The sequence below is a fragment of the Janthinobacterium sp. GW821-FHT03C10 genome (assembly GCF_059420865.1).
The window spans coordinates 167,698-182,757 of the sequence record NZ_JBWKUN010000011.1; the positions used below are offsets into that span (position 1 = coordinate 167,698).

Annotated in this window: 13 protein-coding genes; 5 read left to right on the forward strand and 8 right to left on the reverse strand. The window is 63.7% G+C overall.

The window, feature by feature from the left end; all coding sequences use genetic code 11:
* Window positions 1-21: 21 nt before the first annotated feature.
* Entirely contained in the window at window positions 22-840 is an 819-nt protein-coding gene (locus tag AC07VH_RS27910) for an AraC family transcriptional regulator (RefSeq protein WP_494788974.1), read from the reverse strand.
* A gap of 193 nt (window positions 841-1,033) precedes the next feature.
* Here AC07VH_RS27910 and AC07VH_RS27915 point away from each other — a divergent pair, with 193 nt between their 5' ends.
* Entirely contained in the window at window positions 1,034-1,441 is a 408-nt protein-coding gene (locus AC07VH_RS27915; protein ID WP_475417691.1) for a hypothetical protein, read from the forward strand.
* A 131-nt stretch (window positions 1,442-1,572) separates the two neighbouring features.
* Here AC07VH_RS27915 and AC07VH_RS27920 read toward each other — a convergent pair whose 3' ends face one another.
* A complete protein-coding gene (locus AC07VH_RS27920) occupies window positions 1,573-1,938 on the reverse strand; it encodes a hypothetical protein (protein WP_034781254.1) in 366 nt (121 codons plus the stop codon).
* A 325-nt stretch (window positions 1,939-2,263) separates the two neighbouring features.
* Here AC07VH_RS27920 and AC07VH_RS27925 point away from each other — a divergent pair, with 325 nt between their 5' ends.
* Window positions 2,264-3,910 carry a methyl-accepting chemotaxis protein gene (locus AC07VH_RS27925; protein WP_475417690.1) on the forward strand — a complete coding sequence of 549 codons (1,647 nt, stop codon included), beginning with the start codon at window positions 2,264-2,266 and terminating at the stop codon, window positions 3,908-3,910.
* A gap of 4 nt (window positions 3,911-3,914) precedes the next feature.
* On the opposite strand, the gene AC07VH_RS27930 is transcribed toward AC07VH_RS27925, so the two are convergent.
* Window positions 3,915-4,340, reverse strand: a complete 426-nt coding sequence (locus AC07VH_RS27930; RefSeq protein WP_494788932.1) for a hypothetical protein — start codon at window positions 4,338-4,340, stop codon at window positions 3,915-3,917.
* Between the two features lie 189 nt (window positions 4,341-4,529).
* Between AC07VH_RS27930 and AC07VH_RS27935 the strand changes: the two genes are divergently transcribed.
* Window positions 4,530-5,234: a glutathione binding-like protein gene (locus AC07VH_RS27935; RefSeq protein ID WP_494788933.1), complete on the forward strand. Its 705-nt coding sequence runs from the start codon at window positions 4,530-4,532 to the stop codon at window positions 5,232-5,234.
* On the opposite strand, the gene uraH is transcribed toward AC07VH_RS27935, so the two are convergent.
* Window positions 5,231-5,638 (reverse strand): hydroxyisourate hydrolase, encoded by a 408-nt coding sequence (uraH, locus tag AC07VH_RS27940; protein ID WP_494788934.1) that lies wholly within the window; start codon window positions 5,636-5,638, stop codon window positions 5,231-5,233. The two genes, AC07VH_RS27935 and uraH, sit on opposite strands and share 4 nt — an antisense overlap.
* An 11-nt stretch (window positions 5,639-5,649) precedes the next feature.
* Window positions 5,650-6,144: a GlcG/HbpS family heme-binding protein gene (locus AC07VH_RS27945; RefSeq protein WP_494788935.1), complete on the reverse strand. Its 495-nt coding sequence runs from the start codon at window positions 6,142-6,144 to the stop codon at window positions 5,650-5,652.
* Window positions 6,145-6,282: 138 nt separating this feature from the next.
* On the opposite strand from AC07VH_RS27945, the gene AC07VH_RS27950 reads away from it, so the two are divergent.
* Both AC07VH_RS27950 and AC07VH_RS27955 read left to right on the forward strand, forming a co-directional pair.
* Window positions 6,283-6,993 (forward strand): heavy metal response regulator transcription factor, encoded by a 711-nt coding sequence (locus AC07VH_RS27950; RefSeq protein ID WP_475417686.1) that lies wholly within the window; start codon window positions 6,283-6,285, stop codon window positions 6,991-6,993.
* A complete protein-coding gene (locus AC07VH_RS27955) occupies window positions 6,990-8,408 on the forward strand; it encodes a heavy metal sensor histidine kinase (RefSeq protein ID WP_494788936.1) in 1,419 nt (472 codons plus the stop codon). The genes AC07VH_RS27950 and AC07VH_RS27955 overlap by 4 nt, the downstream gene beginning before the upstream one ends.
* A 255-nt stretch (window positions 8,409-8,663) precedes the next feature.
* On the opposite strand, the gene AC07VH_RS27960 is transcribed toward AC07VH_RS27955, so the two are convergent.
* From AC07VH_RS27960 to AC07VH_RS27970, 3 genes are all read right to left on the reverse strand, one after another.
* Window positions 8,664-12,002 (reverse strand): DEAD/DEAH box helicase, encoded by a 3,339-nt coding sequence (locus AC07VH_RS27960; RefSeq protein ID WP_494788937.1) that lies wholly within the window; start codon window positions 12,000-12,002, stop codon window positions 8,664-8,666.
* Between the two features lie 174 nt (window positions 12,003-12,176).
* Window positions 12,177-13,883: a methyl-accepting chemotaxis protein gene (locus AC07VH_RS27965; protein WP_494788938.1), complete on the reverse strand. Its 1,707-nt coding sequence runs from the start codon at window positions 13,881-13,883 to the stop codon at window positions 12,177-12,179.
* A 206-nt stretch (window positions 13,884-14,089) separates the two neighbouring features.
* A complete protein-coding gene (locus AC07VH_RS27970; protein WP_494788939.1) occupies window positions 14,090-14,980 on the reverse strand; it encodes a LysR family transcriptional regulator in 891 nt (296 codons plus the stop codon).
* Window positions 14,981-15,060: the final 80 nt, after the last annotated feature.

A 15,060-nucleotide genomic window follows, 5' to 3' on the forward strand; every position in this document is an offset into this window, starting at 1 on the left:
GGCGGCCTATGCCGCCTTTTTTCATGCGCGTCCGGATTCCCGTTCCGTCAGGTAGCGCGCCGGCGGCTTGCCCACCGCCTTGCGGAACATGGTGACAAAACCGCTGGTGTTTTCATAACCGAGTTCCAGCGCCACCGCTTTCACGCTGTGTCCTTGCGCCAGCCGCTGCAAGGCCAGGATAACGTGCAATTGCCGGCGCCAGCGGCCCACGCTCATGCCCATTTCCTCCAGTGATAGCCGGGTCATGCTGCGCTCGCTCATGCCGATGCGGCTGGCCCAGTCGGCCAGGGTGCTTTTATCGGCGGGCCGCGCCAGCAGCAGGGCGGCCAGGCGGCGCAGACGCGCATCGCGCGGCATCGGCAGATGCCAGTCTTCCACGGGCGCCGCCGCCAATTCATCGAGCAGGGTGGCTACGAGGCGTTCCTGCGCGCCCTGCAGCGCGATCAGGGTGGGAAAACCGGCCGCCTTGGTGATGAGTTCGCGCAGCAGTGGCGAGACGGCCACGGTGCAGCAGACGGCCGGCAAGGCCGGCGCCATGGCCGGTTCGACAAACAGGCAATAGCACTCGGCCTCGCCCGCGCCCTGCGCCGAATGCATCAGGCCGCCCGGTATCCACACGGCGCACTGGGGCGGCACGATCCACACGCCGCTTTCTACTTCGCAATGGATCACGCCCCGCGTGGCGTACAGCAGTTGCCCCTTGCGGTGCTGGTGCGGCGCCTGTTCCGCATCCTCGGGCACGCTGGCCAGGCCCACGGCCAGCAAGGGACGCAGCACGCCGTCGACGTCGAAATCGAGGATGGAGGCATCGTCGTCCAGACCCAGGCGGGCCGTCAGCATGCTGGGCAAGAGGGGATGGGGCATGGGACGACTTTGGCTGGATTGAATAATATTGTGGCTATTGTATGCAATGACGTCGGGTGCCGTCATCGGTATCGTATGGCTATCCGCAGCCCCGCTTCAACGGCAACCGCCGCCGCCAGAGTTCTGATGAAGGCCAGGAGGAACGGCAACCCCCTTGAAGGAGTCTCCCATGCAACTCGATATCACCGATTTCCCCCTCGTCTGGATGCGCCGCGACAACGCCGCCAGCGGCCCCGACGATGCCTTGTTCAGCCAGTTCGAGGACTTGCTGGCGCGCCAGCAGGCGTTTGTCATTCTCAGCGAAGAAGGCCTGGACGAAGATGGGCATGACCATCCGCAGGAAGCGCGCAAGCGCGCCGTGCTGTGGATGAAACGGCACAAGGCTGCCCTGCGCGCGTATATCCAGGGCATGGTACTGGTCGAACCGAGCGCCGCCAAGCGCCTGGCCGGCAAGGCCTTCGCCGTCATGTTCGGCCAGTTCTGGGGCTATCCCCTGCATTTCGGTACCAGCCGCGACGACGCGCTCGACATCGCCCAGCATTTGCTCAAGGCGTGGCTGCCGCCAAGGGAAAACTAACAACGCCAAGAGCACCTGACAAAACCGTAGCGAGCGGCAGTGATTTGTGGCCAAGAAGCGCAACCGTACTTCTAGTACGGTGAGCATCGCAGGCCGCAAAGCGCGCCGCGCAGTAGGTTTGGTCAGGTGTTTTAGTAGCGGTAGTCGTTGACGAAGTGTTTTGTGAAGTTGTACTTGCTGCCGCCGTCGAGCAAGTCGACCAGGCGTTTCGGCGCCGAGGCCGACATGAAGGCGTCGGCCGCGCCGCCCGTGCTGCGGAACTTCATGCCCGGACTGAGGATCTGGTTGGCGCCGATTTTCAGGTGCTGGAAGCTTTTCGTTTTTTCATTGTTGAGGATGAAGTGCAATTCCTGCTTGAACGTCAGGAAGGGGATCTTCAGCCACCAGCCTTCGTCCGTGCCATAGCTGGCGACGCTGGCAAAATGCGTGTTCTTGTCCGTCAGGGTGGGTTTGCCCAGGCGGTCGTTGATGCGTTTCATGGCTTCATTCTTGGTCATGCTGTGCTTTCGTGATTCAATCGATCTGGCGTGCATTTTGACACACGCCCGCCACCTCCGCCTGCCTTGACGCTGCCTATCTGCATCCTTTTTTACTGCAATGCAACATCGCAATGCAACATCAATTCTCATCAATTGTCGCAACGCATTAACAACACCGGGCAAAATTCATTGCTTACCGGCATTGTAAATATCGGTCGTTCGAGCGTATGCTGGAGCAGTCTGAACGTTGCCGCCAGAGCACCGTCGCCGCCGCATTCCCGGCTTGCCGAGCCGGAAGCGGACCACGCCCCATCGCCGCACAATAGAGAGTTGGAGACACAGCATGAAGAAATTGACGTTCCAGCAGAAGTTATGGATTCCCCTGATTTGCAGCCTGTTGTGCATCACCGTTATTTTTGTCTATAACGCCCTGGAAATCCGCAAGATCCGCATCGAAGAGCGCAGCGCCGATCTGAGCAATGCCGCCGACCTGGGCCTGGGCGCCGTCAAGATGTTCGGCGATCTGGCCGCCAGCGGCGCCTTGACGAAGGAAGAAGCGCAAAAGCAGGCCACGGCCGTCATCAAGAGCATGCGTTTCGGCGAGACCGGTTATTTGTCCATTATCAACCTTGACGCCGTCGTCGTGATGAATCCCGCCGCGCCGCAAACCGATGGCAAGAACATGTCGGATTTTAAGGATGCCAACGGCACCTATCTGTACCGCGACATCGTTGCCGTCGGCAAGACCGATGCGGGCAAGGGCTTCGTCCATTATTACTTTCCCCGTCCCGGCCAGAAGACGCCCGAACCGAAGATGAGCCGCGTGGTGGCCTACAAGCCATGGAGCTGGACCATCGTGACGGGCGTGTACATGGATGATATCGATGCGGCCTTCCGCCAGTCGCTGCTGACCTCGCTGGGCGTACTGGTGCTGGTGTGCGCGCTGCTGGCCGCCGTCGTCGTCGTGATCAACCGCAGCCTGCGCCATGCGCTGGGCGGCGACCCCGAATATGCGGCCGACGTGGCCGAAAAGATCGCGAATAACGACTTGAGCGGCATCGTGCGCACGCATGCCAGCGACCGCCACAGCGTGCTGTACGCGATGAAAACCATGCAAACCAATCTGGTCGACGCGATCAGCGAAATCCGCCACAGCGCCGAGACGATCGCCACGGCATCGAGCGAGATTGCCAGCGGCAATATGGACTTGTCGGCGCGCACGGAAATGCAAGCCAGTTCGCTGGAGGAAACGGCGGCATCGATGGAGGAACTGACCTCGACCGTGACGCAAAACGCGGGCAATGCCGTGCAGGCGAATGAACTGGCGCAGTCCGCTTCCGCCGTGGCGCGCCAGGGCGGCGCCGTGGTGGCGCAAGTGATCGGCACCATGGACACGATCAACGCCTCGTCGCGCAAGATCGTCGACATCATCGGCGTCATCGACGGCATCGCCTTCCAGACGAATATCCTGGCCTTGAACGCGGCCGTGGAAGCGGCGCGCGCGGGCGAGCAGGGCCGCGGCTTTGCCGTCGTGGCGTCGGAAGTGCGCAACCTGGCGCAACGATCCGCGGGCGCGGCGAAGGAAATCAAGGAACTGATCGGCGCCTCCGTCGACAGCATCGCGGCCGGCAGCACCCTCGTCGCACAGGCGGGCACGACAATGGATCAGGTGGTCGCTTCCGTCTCGCGCGTGACCGACATCATGGCCGACATCACGGCCGCCTCGCACGAGCAAAGCACGGGCATCGGCCACGTCAACCAGGCGATCACGGAAATGGATAGCGTGACGCAGCAAAATGCGGCACTGGTGGAAGAGGCGGCGGCAGCGGCGTCGAGCATGCAGGATCAGGCGGCCGTGTTGGCGCAACTGGTGGCGCGCTTCAAACTGTCGGCGCAGGAGCCGGGAACGGCGCCGCGCCTGGCGGCAAGCTCGGCTGGTGCGCCACGCGCCGTGGCGAAAAAACCGCTGCGCAGCCTGGCGGCGCGCTAAGTTCCTATTGGGCCGGTGCCGCCGCTGGCGGCGCCGGTTCGAATTCCAGCTTGTCATCGATGACCACGAATTGCCCGACCGGCTGGCCCAGGTCGGCTTTCGGGTCGTTTTCCATTTCCGTCAGCGCATTGCAGGTATTCGTTTCCGCCTGCCACAACTGCTTGCCCATGCGGATATTCCACACGCCATCGCCGGCCGCGAACAGCTCGACGGTGATGTCGGCCGGCGCATCCGTCGACAGCGTATGCAGGCGCTGGCATTGCGGCAGGTTGGTGGCCATCAGCTGCACTTCCACGGTATCTTGCCAAAAATAACGTTGCTGGCGGCGCACGGTCAGGGAATGGTCTTGCCCATCGAACATGTAGATGGCGAAGTCCTGGACACAGCCTGACAGCAGGACGGACAGCGTGACGATCAGGAGTTTGCGCATGGTCGGCTTTCTTTGTTTGTGCTCTGGAATGTCGGGATGCCTGCGTGACGGCGCTAGTGAATGCTTGCGCTGCTGGGGCGCCGTCTTGTTTTCCGCTGACGTGGCATTATATCCATGCATATCAGTTGCGGCGCGACAATAGTTCTGCCAAGTGCGCCTGCCCCTACTCATCTACCTGGAAAGACCACGATGATCGACCTGTATTACTGGACCACGCCCAACGGGCACAAGGTGACGATGTTCCTGGAAGAAGCGGGCATCCCCTACAACATCATTCCCGTACATATCGGCAAGGGCGAGCAGTTCAAGCCCGAGTTTCTCGCCATCGCACCGAACAACCGCATCCCCGCCATCGTCGACCAGGCGCCGGCCGATGGCGGCGCGCCCCTGTCCCTGTTCGAATCGGGAGCGATTCTGCAATACCTGGCCGAGAAAAGCGGGCAATTCCTGCCGGCCGACGTGCGCGGACGCGCCGAAGTCATGCAGTGGCTGTTCTGGCAAATGGGCGGCCTTGGCCCCATGGCCGGGCAAAACCACCATTTCGTGCAATACGCGCCCGAACCCATCGATTACGCCATCACGCGCTACGTCAACGAAACGAACCGGCTATATGGCGTGCTGAACAAGCGCCTGGCGGACCGCGCATTCGTGGCCGGCGACACGTATTCCATCGCCGACATGGCGATCTACCCGTGGATCGTGCCGCACGCACGCCAGCGCCAGAAGCTGGAAGATTTCCCGCACCTGGCGCGCTGGTTCGCGGCCATCGCCGCCCGTCCCGCCACCGTGCGCGCCTACGCGCGCGCGGCCGAGATCAATGTGCAGCCCACCGTCAGCGGCGACGCGAAAGGCGTGCTGTTCGGGCAGACGGCGAAGACTATCGGCCAGGTTTAATTTCCGCGGTAGGTGGAAAAGCCGAAAGGGCTGAGCAGCAAGGGAATGTGATAGTGCTGCTCGGTCTTTTCCACGTGGAATTGCACGGGGATTTCCGGGAAGAATGTTTCCTGTTTCAGCCGCGCATAGTGTTCGCCAGTTTTAAACACGATGCGGTAGTCGCCCGCCTGCATGGGCGTCTCGACTGGATACATGGCCGCGATGCGCCCCTGCGCATTCGTCACGGCGCTGCCCAGCTGTTGCCAAGCATCCCCTTTCTTTTGCTCCAGCGTGACCGTCACGCCGGCCGTCGGCTGGCCGCTCTGCAAGTCGAGGATGTGCACGCTCAAGGGATTGGCGGCCTGGGCCATGCCGGACAGGCTGGCGAAGGCCAGGGCGGCAGCGGTTTTTTTCAGATAGATCATCGTTGTTGCTTTCATAAGGTGGGGGAATCGAGTTCAGGGACGGCGGCCAGGGCGGCCTGGGCGCAGGACCGGTCTGGCAGGGCGCCACCGCCACCGGCCACGCCGATGGCGCCGACGACTTCGCCCTTGGCGCGCAAGGGCAGGCCGCCGCCCAGCAGCAACAGTTCCGGCACGGTCGTCAAATTGGCCATGTCGGGATTGCCGCGCGCGGCCACGGCCAGCGCCTGGGTATCGTTGTTCGTCGACAGGGCCGTATATGCCTTGCGCCGGCTGGCGTCCGTGTTGTGCGGCCCGACGCCATCGGCGCGCTGCACGGTCACGAGATTGCCGCCACGGTCGAGTACGCTGACGACAATATGCCGGCCTTGCGCCTGGCACGCGGCGATGGCCGCATGCGCCAGCTTGTTGGCCATTGCCAGAGAAAGATCATCGACCTGGCGCAGCTGGGCGCGCGCTGGGCTGGCCAGCAGGCACAGCAGGGTACTGCCGAGTAACAGGGTTTTCATGTGGCTGTCCGTTGATAAGGTGGCGCCAGTATGGCCAGGCGTGCCCTACGAGAAGATGATCGCCGCATGACATTTTTATCATCCGCGGCGCCCGGCGCGCGGCGTAGAATGGTTTTATATTCTCCTTAGAAAGCTGCCATGCGTATCCTGGTCATCGAAGACGAACCGAAGACGGGCGACTATCTGCTGCGCGGCCTTGCCGAGTCCGGCTTCACGGTGAGCCTGGCGCGCAATGGCCGCGACGGCTTGCACATGGCAAGTACGGAGTCACCCGATCTCATCGTGCTCGACGTCATGCTGCCCATCATGGATGGCTGGCAAGTCTTGCGCGCGCTGCGCCTGCAAGAGGGTGGCGCCGACGTGCCCGTGATTTTCCTCACGGCGCGCGACGAGGTGCAGGACCGCGTGAAAGGGCTGGAACTGGGCGCCGACGATTACCTGGTGAAACCGTTCGCGTTTGCCGAGCTGGTGGCGCGCATCCGCACCCTGCTGCGGCGCGGGCCGCCCCGTGAAGACGACGTCATCCGCATCGGCGACATGGAAATCGACGTGATGAAACGCAAGGTCAGCCGGCAAGGCCAGCGCATCACCCTGACAGCGAAGGAATTCGGTTTGCTGCATTTATTGGCGCGGCGCCAGGGCGAGGTCTTGTCGCGCTCCATCATCGCTTCGCAAGTGTGGGACATCAATTTCGAGAGCGATACCAACGTCATCGACGCGGCCATCCGCCGCCTGCGCAGCAAGCTCGACGACCCGTTCGAACCCAAGCTGATCCACACCTTGCGGGGCATGGGCTATGTCTGCGAATTGCGCGCGCCCAGCGCTCCCGACAGCGGCGTGGCCGCATGAAGCTGGCAGAACTGCGGCGCTCGCTGACCCTGCGCGTCACGCTCGTGTTCGTGCTGATCGTGGCCCTCGTGTCGGCCGGACTGGGCATGCATCTGTACCGTTCATTTGTGGCGGAAATCGAGCGCCGCGACGATATTTTATTGCTGGGTAAACTACGGCAGATCCAGCAATTACTCGGCAATGCCGGCACCCTGGACATCATCCGCGAGCGGCCCCAGTATTTCCGCGACACCATGAGCGGGCAAGAGAATTCCCTGGTGCGCATCGTGCGCGCCGATGGCACGCGGTTGATCGATGTCAATCCGAACGGCGAGAACGTCGCGCATGCTGTTCCCGTGGCCGTCGATGCGCCCGTGACGGCCAGCGACATCGTCAGCTGGACCAGCCGCGACGGCTATCCGGCCAGGGTGGTGGCGGCCAGCGCGCGCATCGGCGAGCCGGCGCAGATGGCCGATATTGCCGTTGCCCGGGTCTATGGCGACCGCACGGCCATGTTTGCCGCCTACCGCTGGCAGATCGTCGTCTCTGTCGCCATCAGCGCGCTGGTGGCGGCGATGCTTGCCAGCGTGATGCTGCTGCGGGGCTTGCGGCCGTTGCGCAATATCGCCGCCCATGCGGCCCTCGTGCGGCCGGGCAAGCTCGGTCAGCAGCTGGAGGCGCGCGGGGCGCCGACGGAATTGCTGCCCCTGATACAGGCCTTGAACGCCATGCTGGCGCGCTTGCAGGAAGGGTACGCGCGGCTGTCGCAGTTTTCCGCCGACCTCGCGCATGAATTCCGTACGCCCGTCACCAATCTGCTGGGGCAAAGCCAGGTCATGCTGGCCCGCCCCCGCAGCGCGCACGAGTATGAACAGCTGGTGTCGTCGAACGTGGAAGAGCTGGAACGGCTGTCGCGCATGATCGACAGCATGCTGTTTCTGGCGCGGGCGCAGCAGGACGAGATGATCCTGATCAAGCAAGCATTGCCCGTGCAGGACGAGTTCTTGCGCCTGGCCGATTTCTTTGAAGGCCTGGCCGAAGAACGCGAGCTGGCGCTGGCTTGCCACGGCAGCGGCACGGTGACGGCCGAGCCGCAACTGCTGCGCCGCGCGCTGGGCAACCTGCTGTCGAACGCCATCCGCCACGCGGCGCCCGGCAGCACGATTCTGTTGCGTTCGCACGCGACCAACGAGGGCGTGGAACTGAGCGTAAGCAACCTTGGCCCCGCCATCCCCGCGCGTCACTTGCCCCACCTGTTCGAGCGTTTCTACCGCGCCGACCCCGCCCGCAGCGACTCGGCCGCCTCCACGGGATTAGGGCTGGCCATCGTCACGGCCATCATGCAATTACATGGCGGCAACGCGAGCGTGGCCTCGGACGCGGCCGCCACGACGTTTACCTTGGTTTTCCCGGCGCAGCAACGTAGGTCGGATTAGCGGGGCGTAGCTACGCGTAATCCGACAATATTGTTGGCGCTGCGATGATGTCGGATTACGCGCTCAAGCGCTAATCCGACCTACGCGACCTACACAAATGGCATTATGCAGAGCCACGACGTTTCCCCTCACCTTCCCGCTCCAGCAGCGTAGGTCGGATTAGGCCAGGGGCCGTAATCCGACGTAGTGTTGGCGGCAGCGCAGATGTCGGATTACGCGCGGCGTTGCCGCGCTAATCCGACCTACGCCTGCCAATCAGCCCATCTCCACCAAAAACTCATGCATGCCCGTATGCGGCAATTGCGCGCACGCCGCCGCAAAGTGCGGCAACTGTCCCCACAGCAAGGGGTTGCCGACGATGTACACGTAATGTTGTGCACGCGTCAGGGCCACGTTGAGCAGGTTCGGCGTGGCCGCCGCCCATTGCGCGGCGCCGGCCGTGCTGTCGTCGGCTCCGAGCACCAGCATCACCACGCTTTGTTCCTTGCCCTGGAAGGTGTGCACGGTGCCCACCATCTGGCTGCTCCACTGGCGCAGTTCGCGCGCCGTGGGCGCCTTGCCGTAGCCGAGGCGGCGGTCCCAGTCCATGTCGACGATGCGCGAGCGCAATTCGTTGCGCACGGCCTTGAACGGCGTGATCACATACATGTCCGGCAGCTTGCCGTCGCGGCGGTATAGTTTTAATAATACTTCCAGCACGAAATCGAGCTGCACCGGCACCACCTGCTTGTAGCTGACGGCGCCGACGGCATCGATCCAGCGGCTCGGTCCCCGCGTCAGGCCGCGCGCGCCTGCCGGCGGCGTGCGTTCAGCTAGCCCATAGACCATCTTGTCTTCGTAGGCGATGCTGTTGGCCAGCGAAAACATTGGCTCCACGCAGCGGCGGTGCACGCGCAGGGGGCTGCCGATCCACAGGGGCTGGGCGCTGCCGGCGCCGACCGTCGCGCCATAGCGGTTGGCTTTGTCGGCCAGCGTCTGCACGGAAACGGAAGTCGGCGCGTAGCTGCCATCCTGCGTATGCGGCGACAGGGCGGACAGGGTTTGCACCAGGCGGCCCGGCACCGTGAACACGGGTTCGATCTGCAGCGGGTCGCCCACGACGACGGCCCGTTTGGCGCGCCACAGGCTGCCCAGCGCCGCTTGCGGCACGGCCTGGCCCGCTTCATCGATGAACAGCCAGCCCAGCGATTCGGGGCCCATGCCCTGGAACTGGCGCGCGAACGAGGCGAACGTGGTCGACACGACGGGCACCACCATGAACAGGCTGTGCCAGACCATGGCGACGTGCGACTGGTCGTAGGCGCGCTTGTTTTTCAGCAATTTCGACACGGCCAGCAAGTTGCCGCCAAAACCGGGGCCGCCCTTTTTCGCCACTTCCGCCAGCCACGCTTCATGCAGGGCCAGGGCCTTGGCGAACAGGCGCGAGCGCAGGCGCGCCAGGGCCGGTTCATGCCACAGGCCGCCAATCTGCAGCGCGTCGCCGTCCAGCTCGTCCAGGGTCGCCGGCGCGATGATGGTGGGAAAGCGCAGGCGCGCGCGGCGCAGCAGCTCCGTGCTGTCATCCCATTCGCGCTGGCGCGATTGCGCCGTGCGCAGCGCGATGTGCAGGCCATGGCGTGCCCGTTCGCAGCGCGGCTCCAGTTCGCCCTTCAAGAGCAGCTTGATGGCGGAGACGTCGCGCGCTGCCTGGCGCTGCGCCTCGGCATTGGCGATGACGGCGTCCTTGTAGGCGCGCGCCGGAGCCGTGCGGAATAGCCGGGCAAAGAAGCCGGGCTGCGTCAGCGCCACCAGGCGCTCTTCTTCCAGCAATTCCTTCTTGCTGGCGAGCAAGGTGTCCTGCTGCGCCAGCGCGCCGGACAGGGCGGCATTCGCCGCATCCATCTCTTGCTCGGCTGCAATCAACGCTTGCTGGCTGGCCTGGATAAAATCGGCTTCCGTACAGGTGCCCACGGCTTGCCACAGGGCCGCGTATTGGGCGTGCTCGGCCAGGGCCTTTTCCACCACGTGTTCCGTCTCGCGGAACTCGCGCGCCGCCTGGGCGAAGCTGACGCCCTGGTAGCTGGCCAGCCACTGGCGGATATTCTGCGCGTTCGGCGTCTTGCGCGCCGTGGTTTTATCCCAGTCGTCGTCATAAAAATTGCTGACGAAGCGGCGGCGGTTGGCGCTATTGCCCAGCGCGCAGGACATCAAGCCCCATGGCGCTTCCGTGTCGCCCAAGGCACGGTTGGCGCCATTGCCATCGGCCACCACGCGGCGCGCCACGCTTTCAAAGTAACGCGTGCGCGCCCATTCCTTGCCCAGCTGTTTCGGTTTTGGGAGGTCGCCGGAAATGTTTTCCACTGCCGCATTGTTCGACGAGGCGACGACCATTTCAAAGCCCGTCAGTTCCGGGCGCAAGCGGGCGATGGTGATCGGGTCGCGCACGCCTTCGAAGGCCACGGCCACCTTGCCGATGAAGGCGTCGCCGGCGCGGTCCAGGCAGGACAGCACGCTGGCGCGGCGCACGATGTTGTCGGCGAACAATTCGCGCAGCAAGGTCGTCTTGCCCGTGCCGGGCGGACCGTTGACGGAAAAGATGCCGCGCTCATGCAAACTGGTGCGTGCGCCGTGGATGGCGAACTGCTGCATCAGGCTCATGGCGTAGCTGGCGTCCTCCAGCCAGTGGCCCCGGTTCATATTGGCCGGATTGAGCATGGCGGCCAGCGCCTGGCGTCCGGCCGGGCTGTACAGGTCGATGCGCTCGTCCTGCGCCAGCGGCGTCAGATAGGCGGCGACCGTCGCGGGCAACTTGCCTCCACGCAAGGCGCGGATGATCTGCTCCAGGTCATCGAGGTAAAAGCTGTTGAGGATATCGATGCTGGGTTCCACCGTGTCACCGAAGTCCAGGCTGCGGTTCTGGCTGGCCTCAGCCAGGTCGTTTTCCGCCACGGCCGCGCGTTTCTTGCGCGTGCGCAATTCCAGCACGGCCAGCGGCTGGCCGGCGGACGGGTGGAAACCGGCCCAGTCGCGCAGCAGGTCGGCCAGGGCCGCGATTTCCACGCCGGACAGGGGCGACGAGACATTGCCTGCCTCGTCCGCTATTTGCTGCGATACTCGGCTTGCCGCGAAATTGCGCAAGCTGTCCTGCAGCGCCAGCTGGCTGTCGCTGAAGGCGTCCAGGCTCAGGCCGGACCAGTCCGGCGTGCGGGCGCGGCCCAGGGCCCACGGCAAGGTCGACACGGAGACAGGGTCGAACTGCGGCTCGCCCAGCGCATTGAGGTTCAGGCGGGCAAAGCACGAGCGTCCCAGCAGCTCTGTTTTTTCTGTTTCGGCCATGTTTTCCGGGCCGTTGGCCGGCGGGCAAGCCTTGTTGATTTCGGCCTTGTCGAACACGCCGAGGAAGAGCGAAAAGCCGTCGATCTCGCGGTCGGAAGGCACTGGCCATTGCGTGGCGAACTGCGGCGGCAATTGCACCAGCTGTTCGCGGTGCAGGAGACGCACGGTGGACTGGTCTTCAACGTCCGTGATTTGATTCAGGTCAAACGGGATAAAGAATTCGATCTTGTGCCAATACTCCAGGATAGCCAGGAGGCGCTGCTGTTCTGCCTGATTCATGATGACCAATATTTTGTAAAGCGAGCGAGGATTGTAAAGCGTATGCACGCTGCACGTTTTGCACTTTTGCCTATTGCGCGGGCTTTGCCGCAAAAAAAGTGGTATTGGCGGACGAAAAAAAGCCAGGCAGCAATTTCCTGCCTGGCTTTCCCGTGGGGAGGATGTTGCTATTGGTTAAAACTCTTCCCATTCGCTCTCGGCACCGGCATTGCTGCGGCGTGCCGGCGCGGCCGCGACGACCTTGCGCACGGGTACGGGCTTGGCCGCGGGGCGCGCGATGGCTGGCGCTGCCGGTGCTGCGCGCACAGGCGTCAGTTTGGGCGCGCTGGCGACATGGTTGCCGGTCTTGAAGAAGCCCACCACATGCGCCAGTTCGCCCGCCTGCTCCTGCATGCTTTGCGAGGCGGCGGCCGCTTCTTCCACCAGGGCCGCGTTTTGCTGCGTCACTTCATCCATCTGGGCGATGGCCATGTTGATCTGCTCGATGCCGATGGTCTGCTCGTGCGTGGCGGACGTGATTTCGCCCATGATGTCGGTCACGCGCACGATGCTGTCGACGATGTCGCCCATGGTCTGGCCCGCTTCATTGACGAGGCGCGACCCCGTGTCCACATTGGCGACGGAGGCGGCGATCAATTCCTTGATTTCTTTCGCTGCGCCAGCCGATCGTTGGGCAAGATTGCGCACTTCCGTCGCCACCACGGCGAAGCCACGGCCCTGTTCGCCCGCGCGCGCCGCTTCCACGGCCGCGTTCAAGGCCAGGATGTTGGTCTGGAAGGCGATGCCGTCGATGACGCCGATGATGTCGACGATTTTCTTCGACGAGTCATTGATCGTGCCCATGGTGTCGACCACTTGCGAGACGATGCTGCCGCCGCGCACGGCCACCTCGGACGCGCTTTTCGCCAGCTGGTTGGCCTGGCGCGCATTGTCCGCATTCTGCTTCACGGTCGAGGTCAGTTCTTCCATCGACGAGGCCGTTTCTTCCAGGGAACTGGCTTGCTCTTCCGTGCGGGAAGACAGGTCGAGGTTGCCGGCGGCAATTTCGCTCGATGCCGTGGCGATGGCATCCGTGCCATGGCGCACTTGCGCCACCACGCCCAATAAACTGTCGTTCATGGCCTTCAGGGCGCCCAGCAGGCGGCCCGTTTCATCGCTGGAATTGACGACGATGTGCGACGACAAGTCGCCCGAGGCCACGGTTTCCGCCACGGCCACGGCTGCATTGATGGGGCGGGTGATCGAGCGCGTGATGATCCAGGCCACGAAGGCGCCCAGCAGCACGGCCACGCTGCCGAGGACGATCATGGAGGCGCGCGCGCTGGCGCTCAGCGTTTCGGCGTCCGTCGCCGCCTGCGCCGCCTGCTCGGCTTCATACGCGACCAGGCTGTCGAGCGCGCCCAGCACGATCTTCAGGCTCGGCGCCGCTTGCTGGGTCAAAAAGGCGATCGCCTCTTCCGTCTGGCCCGCGTTGCGCAGCTCGATGACCTTGTTGTTCAGCGGCGCGCCCGATTTCAGGGCCGCGTCCAGCTCGGCCATCAGCGCCGTTTCCTTGTCCGTCGAGATTTTCTTTTGCAAGGTTTCCTTGGCGGCGCCGTACTTCTTGCGCGCTTCGCCGATCTTTGCCAGTTCCGCCTGCACCAGCGCTTCCGTCGGCGCCACCACCACGCTGGTGATCGCCAGGGTAATGTTGCGCACGTTGTCGCTCATGGTATTGGCCGCCGCCATCTTGACGTTCTTGTCGGCCACGATATCGTGGGTGCGGGCGCTCAGTTGCCCCATCGAGTACAGGCCGACGAGCAAGACGGCCACCAGCAGGCCGAGGACGACAGCAAACCCGATCCCGAGCCGGGTGCCGATTTTGAATTGTGTGAGTGACATGATTGCTTTCGTGTTGCGGTATGGTGAGGAAACGTCGGACGGACCGGGGCTACGGGTTTGTACGTATGGGCGGCCAGCCTGTAATTGTTCCTCAAAATTCCGCACTGCAATACAAATAATTGTATCAAGTCCGTGAAAAGTTCAAGAACTGGCGGCAAATGAAATAAGTTGTCGCATGGAAACAACGAGCGCTACCGCAGGAAACATCAGCGCTGGGGAAACACGTGGGCAGTGAGGAAGTCGATGAAGGCGCGCAGTTTCGGCGTCAGGTGGCGGCTGCTGGGCCACAGGATGCGAAAGGCGCCGTCGTGCCGGCGGTGCGCGTCCAGCACGGGCCGCAGGCGGTCCGCTGCCAGTGCCGCCCGCACGGCGAAGTCGGGCAGGGCGGCGATGCCCAGGCCGCTTTCGGCAAAGTGCAGCAGGGTGTCGACGTTGTTACAGTTGAGCACAGTCGGCAAGCCGGCCGCGTGCAGGGCATTCCACTCGGGCAAGGGCCACGCCTCGACCTTGCCGCTGCTGGGAAATTTGTACAGCAGACAGGTGTGCTGGACCAGCTCGGCTGGTAGCAGCGGCGTGCCGTGTTGCGCCAGGTAGGCGGGCGCGGCCACCAGTTGCAGCTGGAACTGCCCCAGTTGGCGGCTCATCAAACGGCTGTCGGCGCTTTCGCCCGCGCGCACGACGGCGTCATATCCCTCCTCGATGACGTCGACCCGGCGGTCGCTGAAATCGAGGTCGAGTTCCACCTGCGGATAGGCGCGCGCGAACGCGGCCAGCACGGGATTGAGCAGGCTGCCCACCAGCGGCAGGCTGACGCGCAGGCGGCCCTGCGGCGCGCTCTTGCTGTTGGATAATTCCAGCTCGGCCGCTTCGATCTCGCCCAGGATGCGCCGGCAGCGTTCGAGAAACACGGTGCCTTCGCTGGTGAGCGCGATGCTGCGCGTGCTGCGGTGAAACAGACGCACACCGAGCCGCTCTTCCAGCCGCGCGATGCTCTTGCCCACGGCCGAGGCGGAAATCCCCAGCACCCGGCCCGCCGCCACGAAACTGCGCATTTCCGCCGCCTGTACGAAGGCCGTGAATCCCGCCAGATTATCCATGGTTTCCCTTTTTGATTGCGGATGTCAACGTCCGCACAGACTGAAACTATAGCCTGTTTTTCTTTGATCGCGCCTGGCTT

Excerpts from the sequence above, each read along its gene's own strand:
- AC07VH_RS27950 (WP_475417686.1), top strand. The coding sequence starts at position 6,283 with ATGCGTATCCTGGTCATCGAAGACGAACCGAAGACGGGCGACTATCTG.
- AC07VH_RS27970 (WP_494788939.1), bottom strand. The coding sequence starts at position 14,980 with ATGGATAATCTGGCGGGATTCACGGCCTTCGTACAGGCGGCGGAAATG.
- AC07VH_RS27965 (WP_494788938.1), bottom strand. The coding sequence starts at position 13,883 with ATGTCACTCACACAATTCAAAATCGGCACCCGGCTCGGGATCGGGTTT.
- AC07VH_RS27960 (WP_494788937.1), bottom strand. The coding sequence starts at position 12,002 with ATGAATCAGGCAGAACAGCAGCGCCTCCTGGCTATCCTGGAGTATTGG.
- AC07VH_RS27945 (WP_494788935.1), bottom strand. The coding sequence starts at position 6,144 with ATGAAAACCCTGTTACTCGGCAGTACCCTGCTGTGCCTGCTGGCCAGC.
- uraH (WP_494788934.1), bottom strand. The coding sequence starts at position 5,638 with ATGATCTATCTGAAAAAAACCGCTGCCGCCCTGGCCTTCGCCAGCCTG.
- AC07VH_RS27915 (WP_475417691.1), top strand. The coding sequence starts at position 1,034 with ATGCAACTCGATATCACCGATTTCCCCCTCGTCTGGATGCGCCGCGAC.
- AC07VH_RS27910 (WP_494788974.1), bottom strand. The coding sequence starts at position 840 with ATGCTGACGGCCCGCCTGGGTCTGGACGACGATGCCTCCATCCTCGAT.
- AC07VH_RS27935 (WP_494788933.1), top strand. The coding sequence starts at position 4,530 with ATGATCGACCTGTATTACTGGACCACGCCCAACGGGCACAAGGTGACG.
- AC07VH_RS27930 (WP_494788932.1), bottom strand. The coding sequence starts at position 4,340 with ATGCGCAAACTCCTGATCGTCACGCTGTCCGTCCTGCTGTCAGGCTGT.
- AC07VH_RS27920 (WP_034781254.1), bottom strand. The coding sequence starts at position 1,938 with ATGACCAAGAATGAAGCCATGAAACGCATCAACGACCGCCTGGGCAAA.
- AC07VH_RS27955 (WP_494788936.1), top strand. The coding sequence starts at position 6,990 with ATGAAGCTGGCAGAACTGCGGCGCTCGCTGACCCTGCGCGTCACGCTC.
- AC07VH_RS27925 (WP_475417690.1), top strand. The coding sequence starts at position 2,264 with ATGAAGAAATTGACGTTCCAGCAGAAGTTATGGATTCCCCTGATTTGC.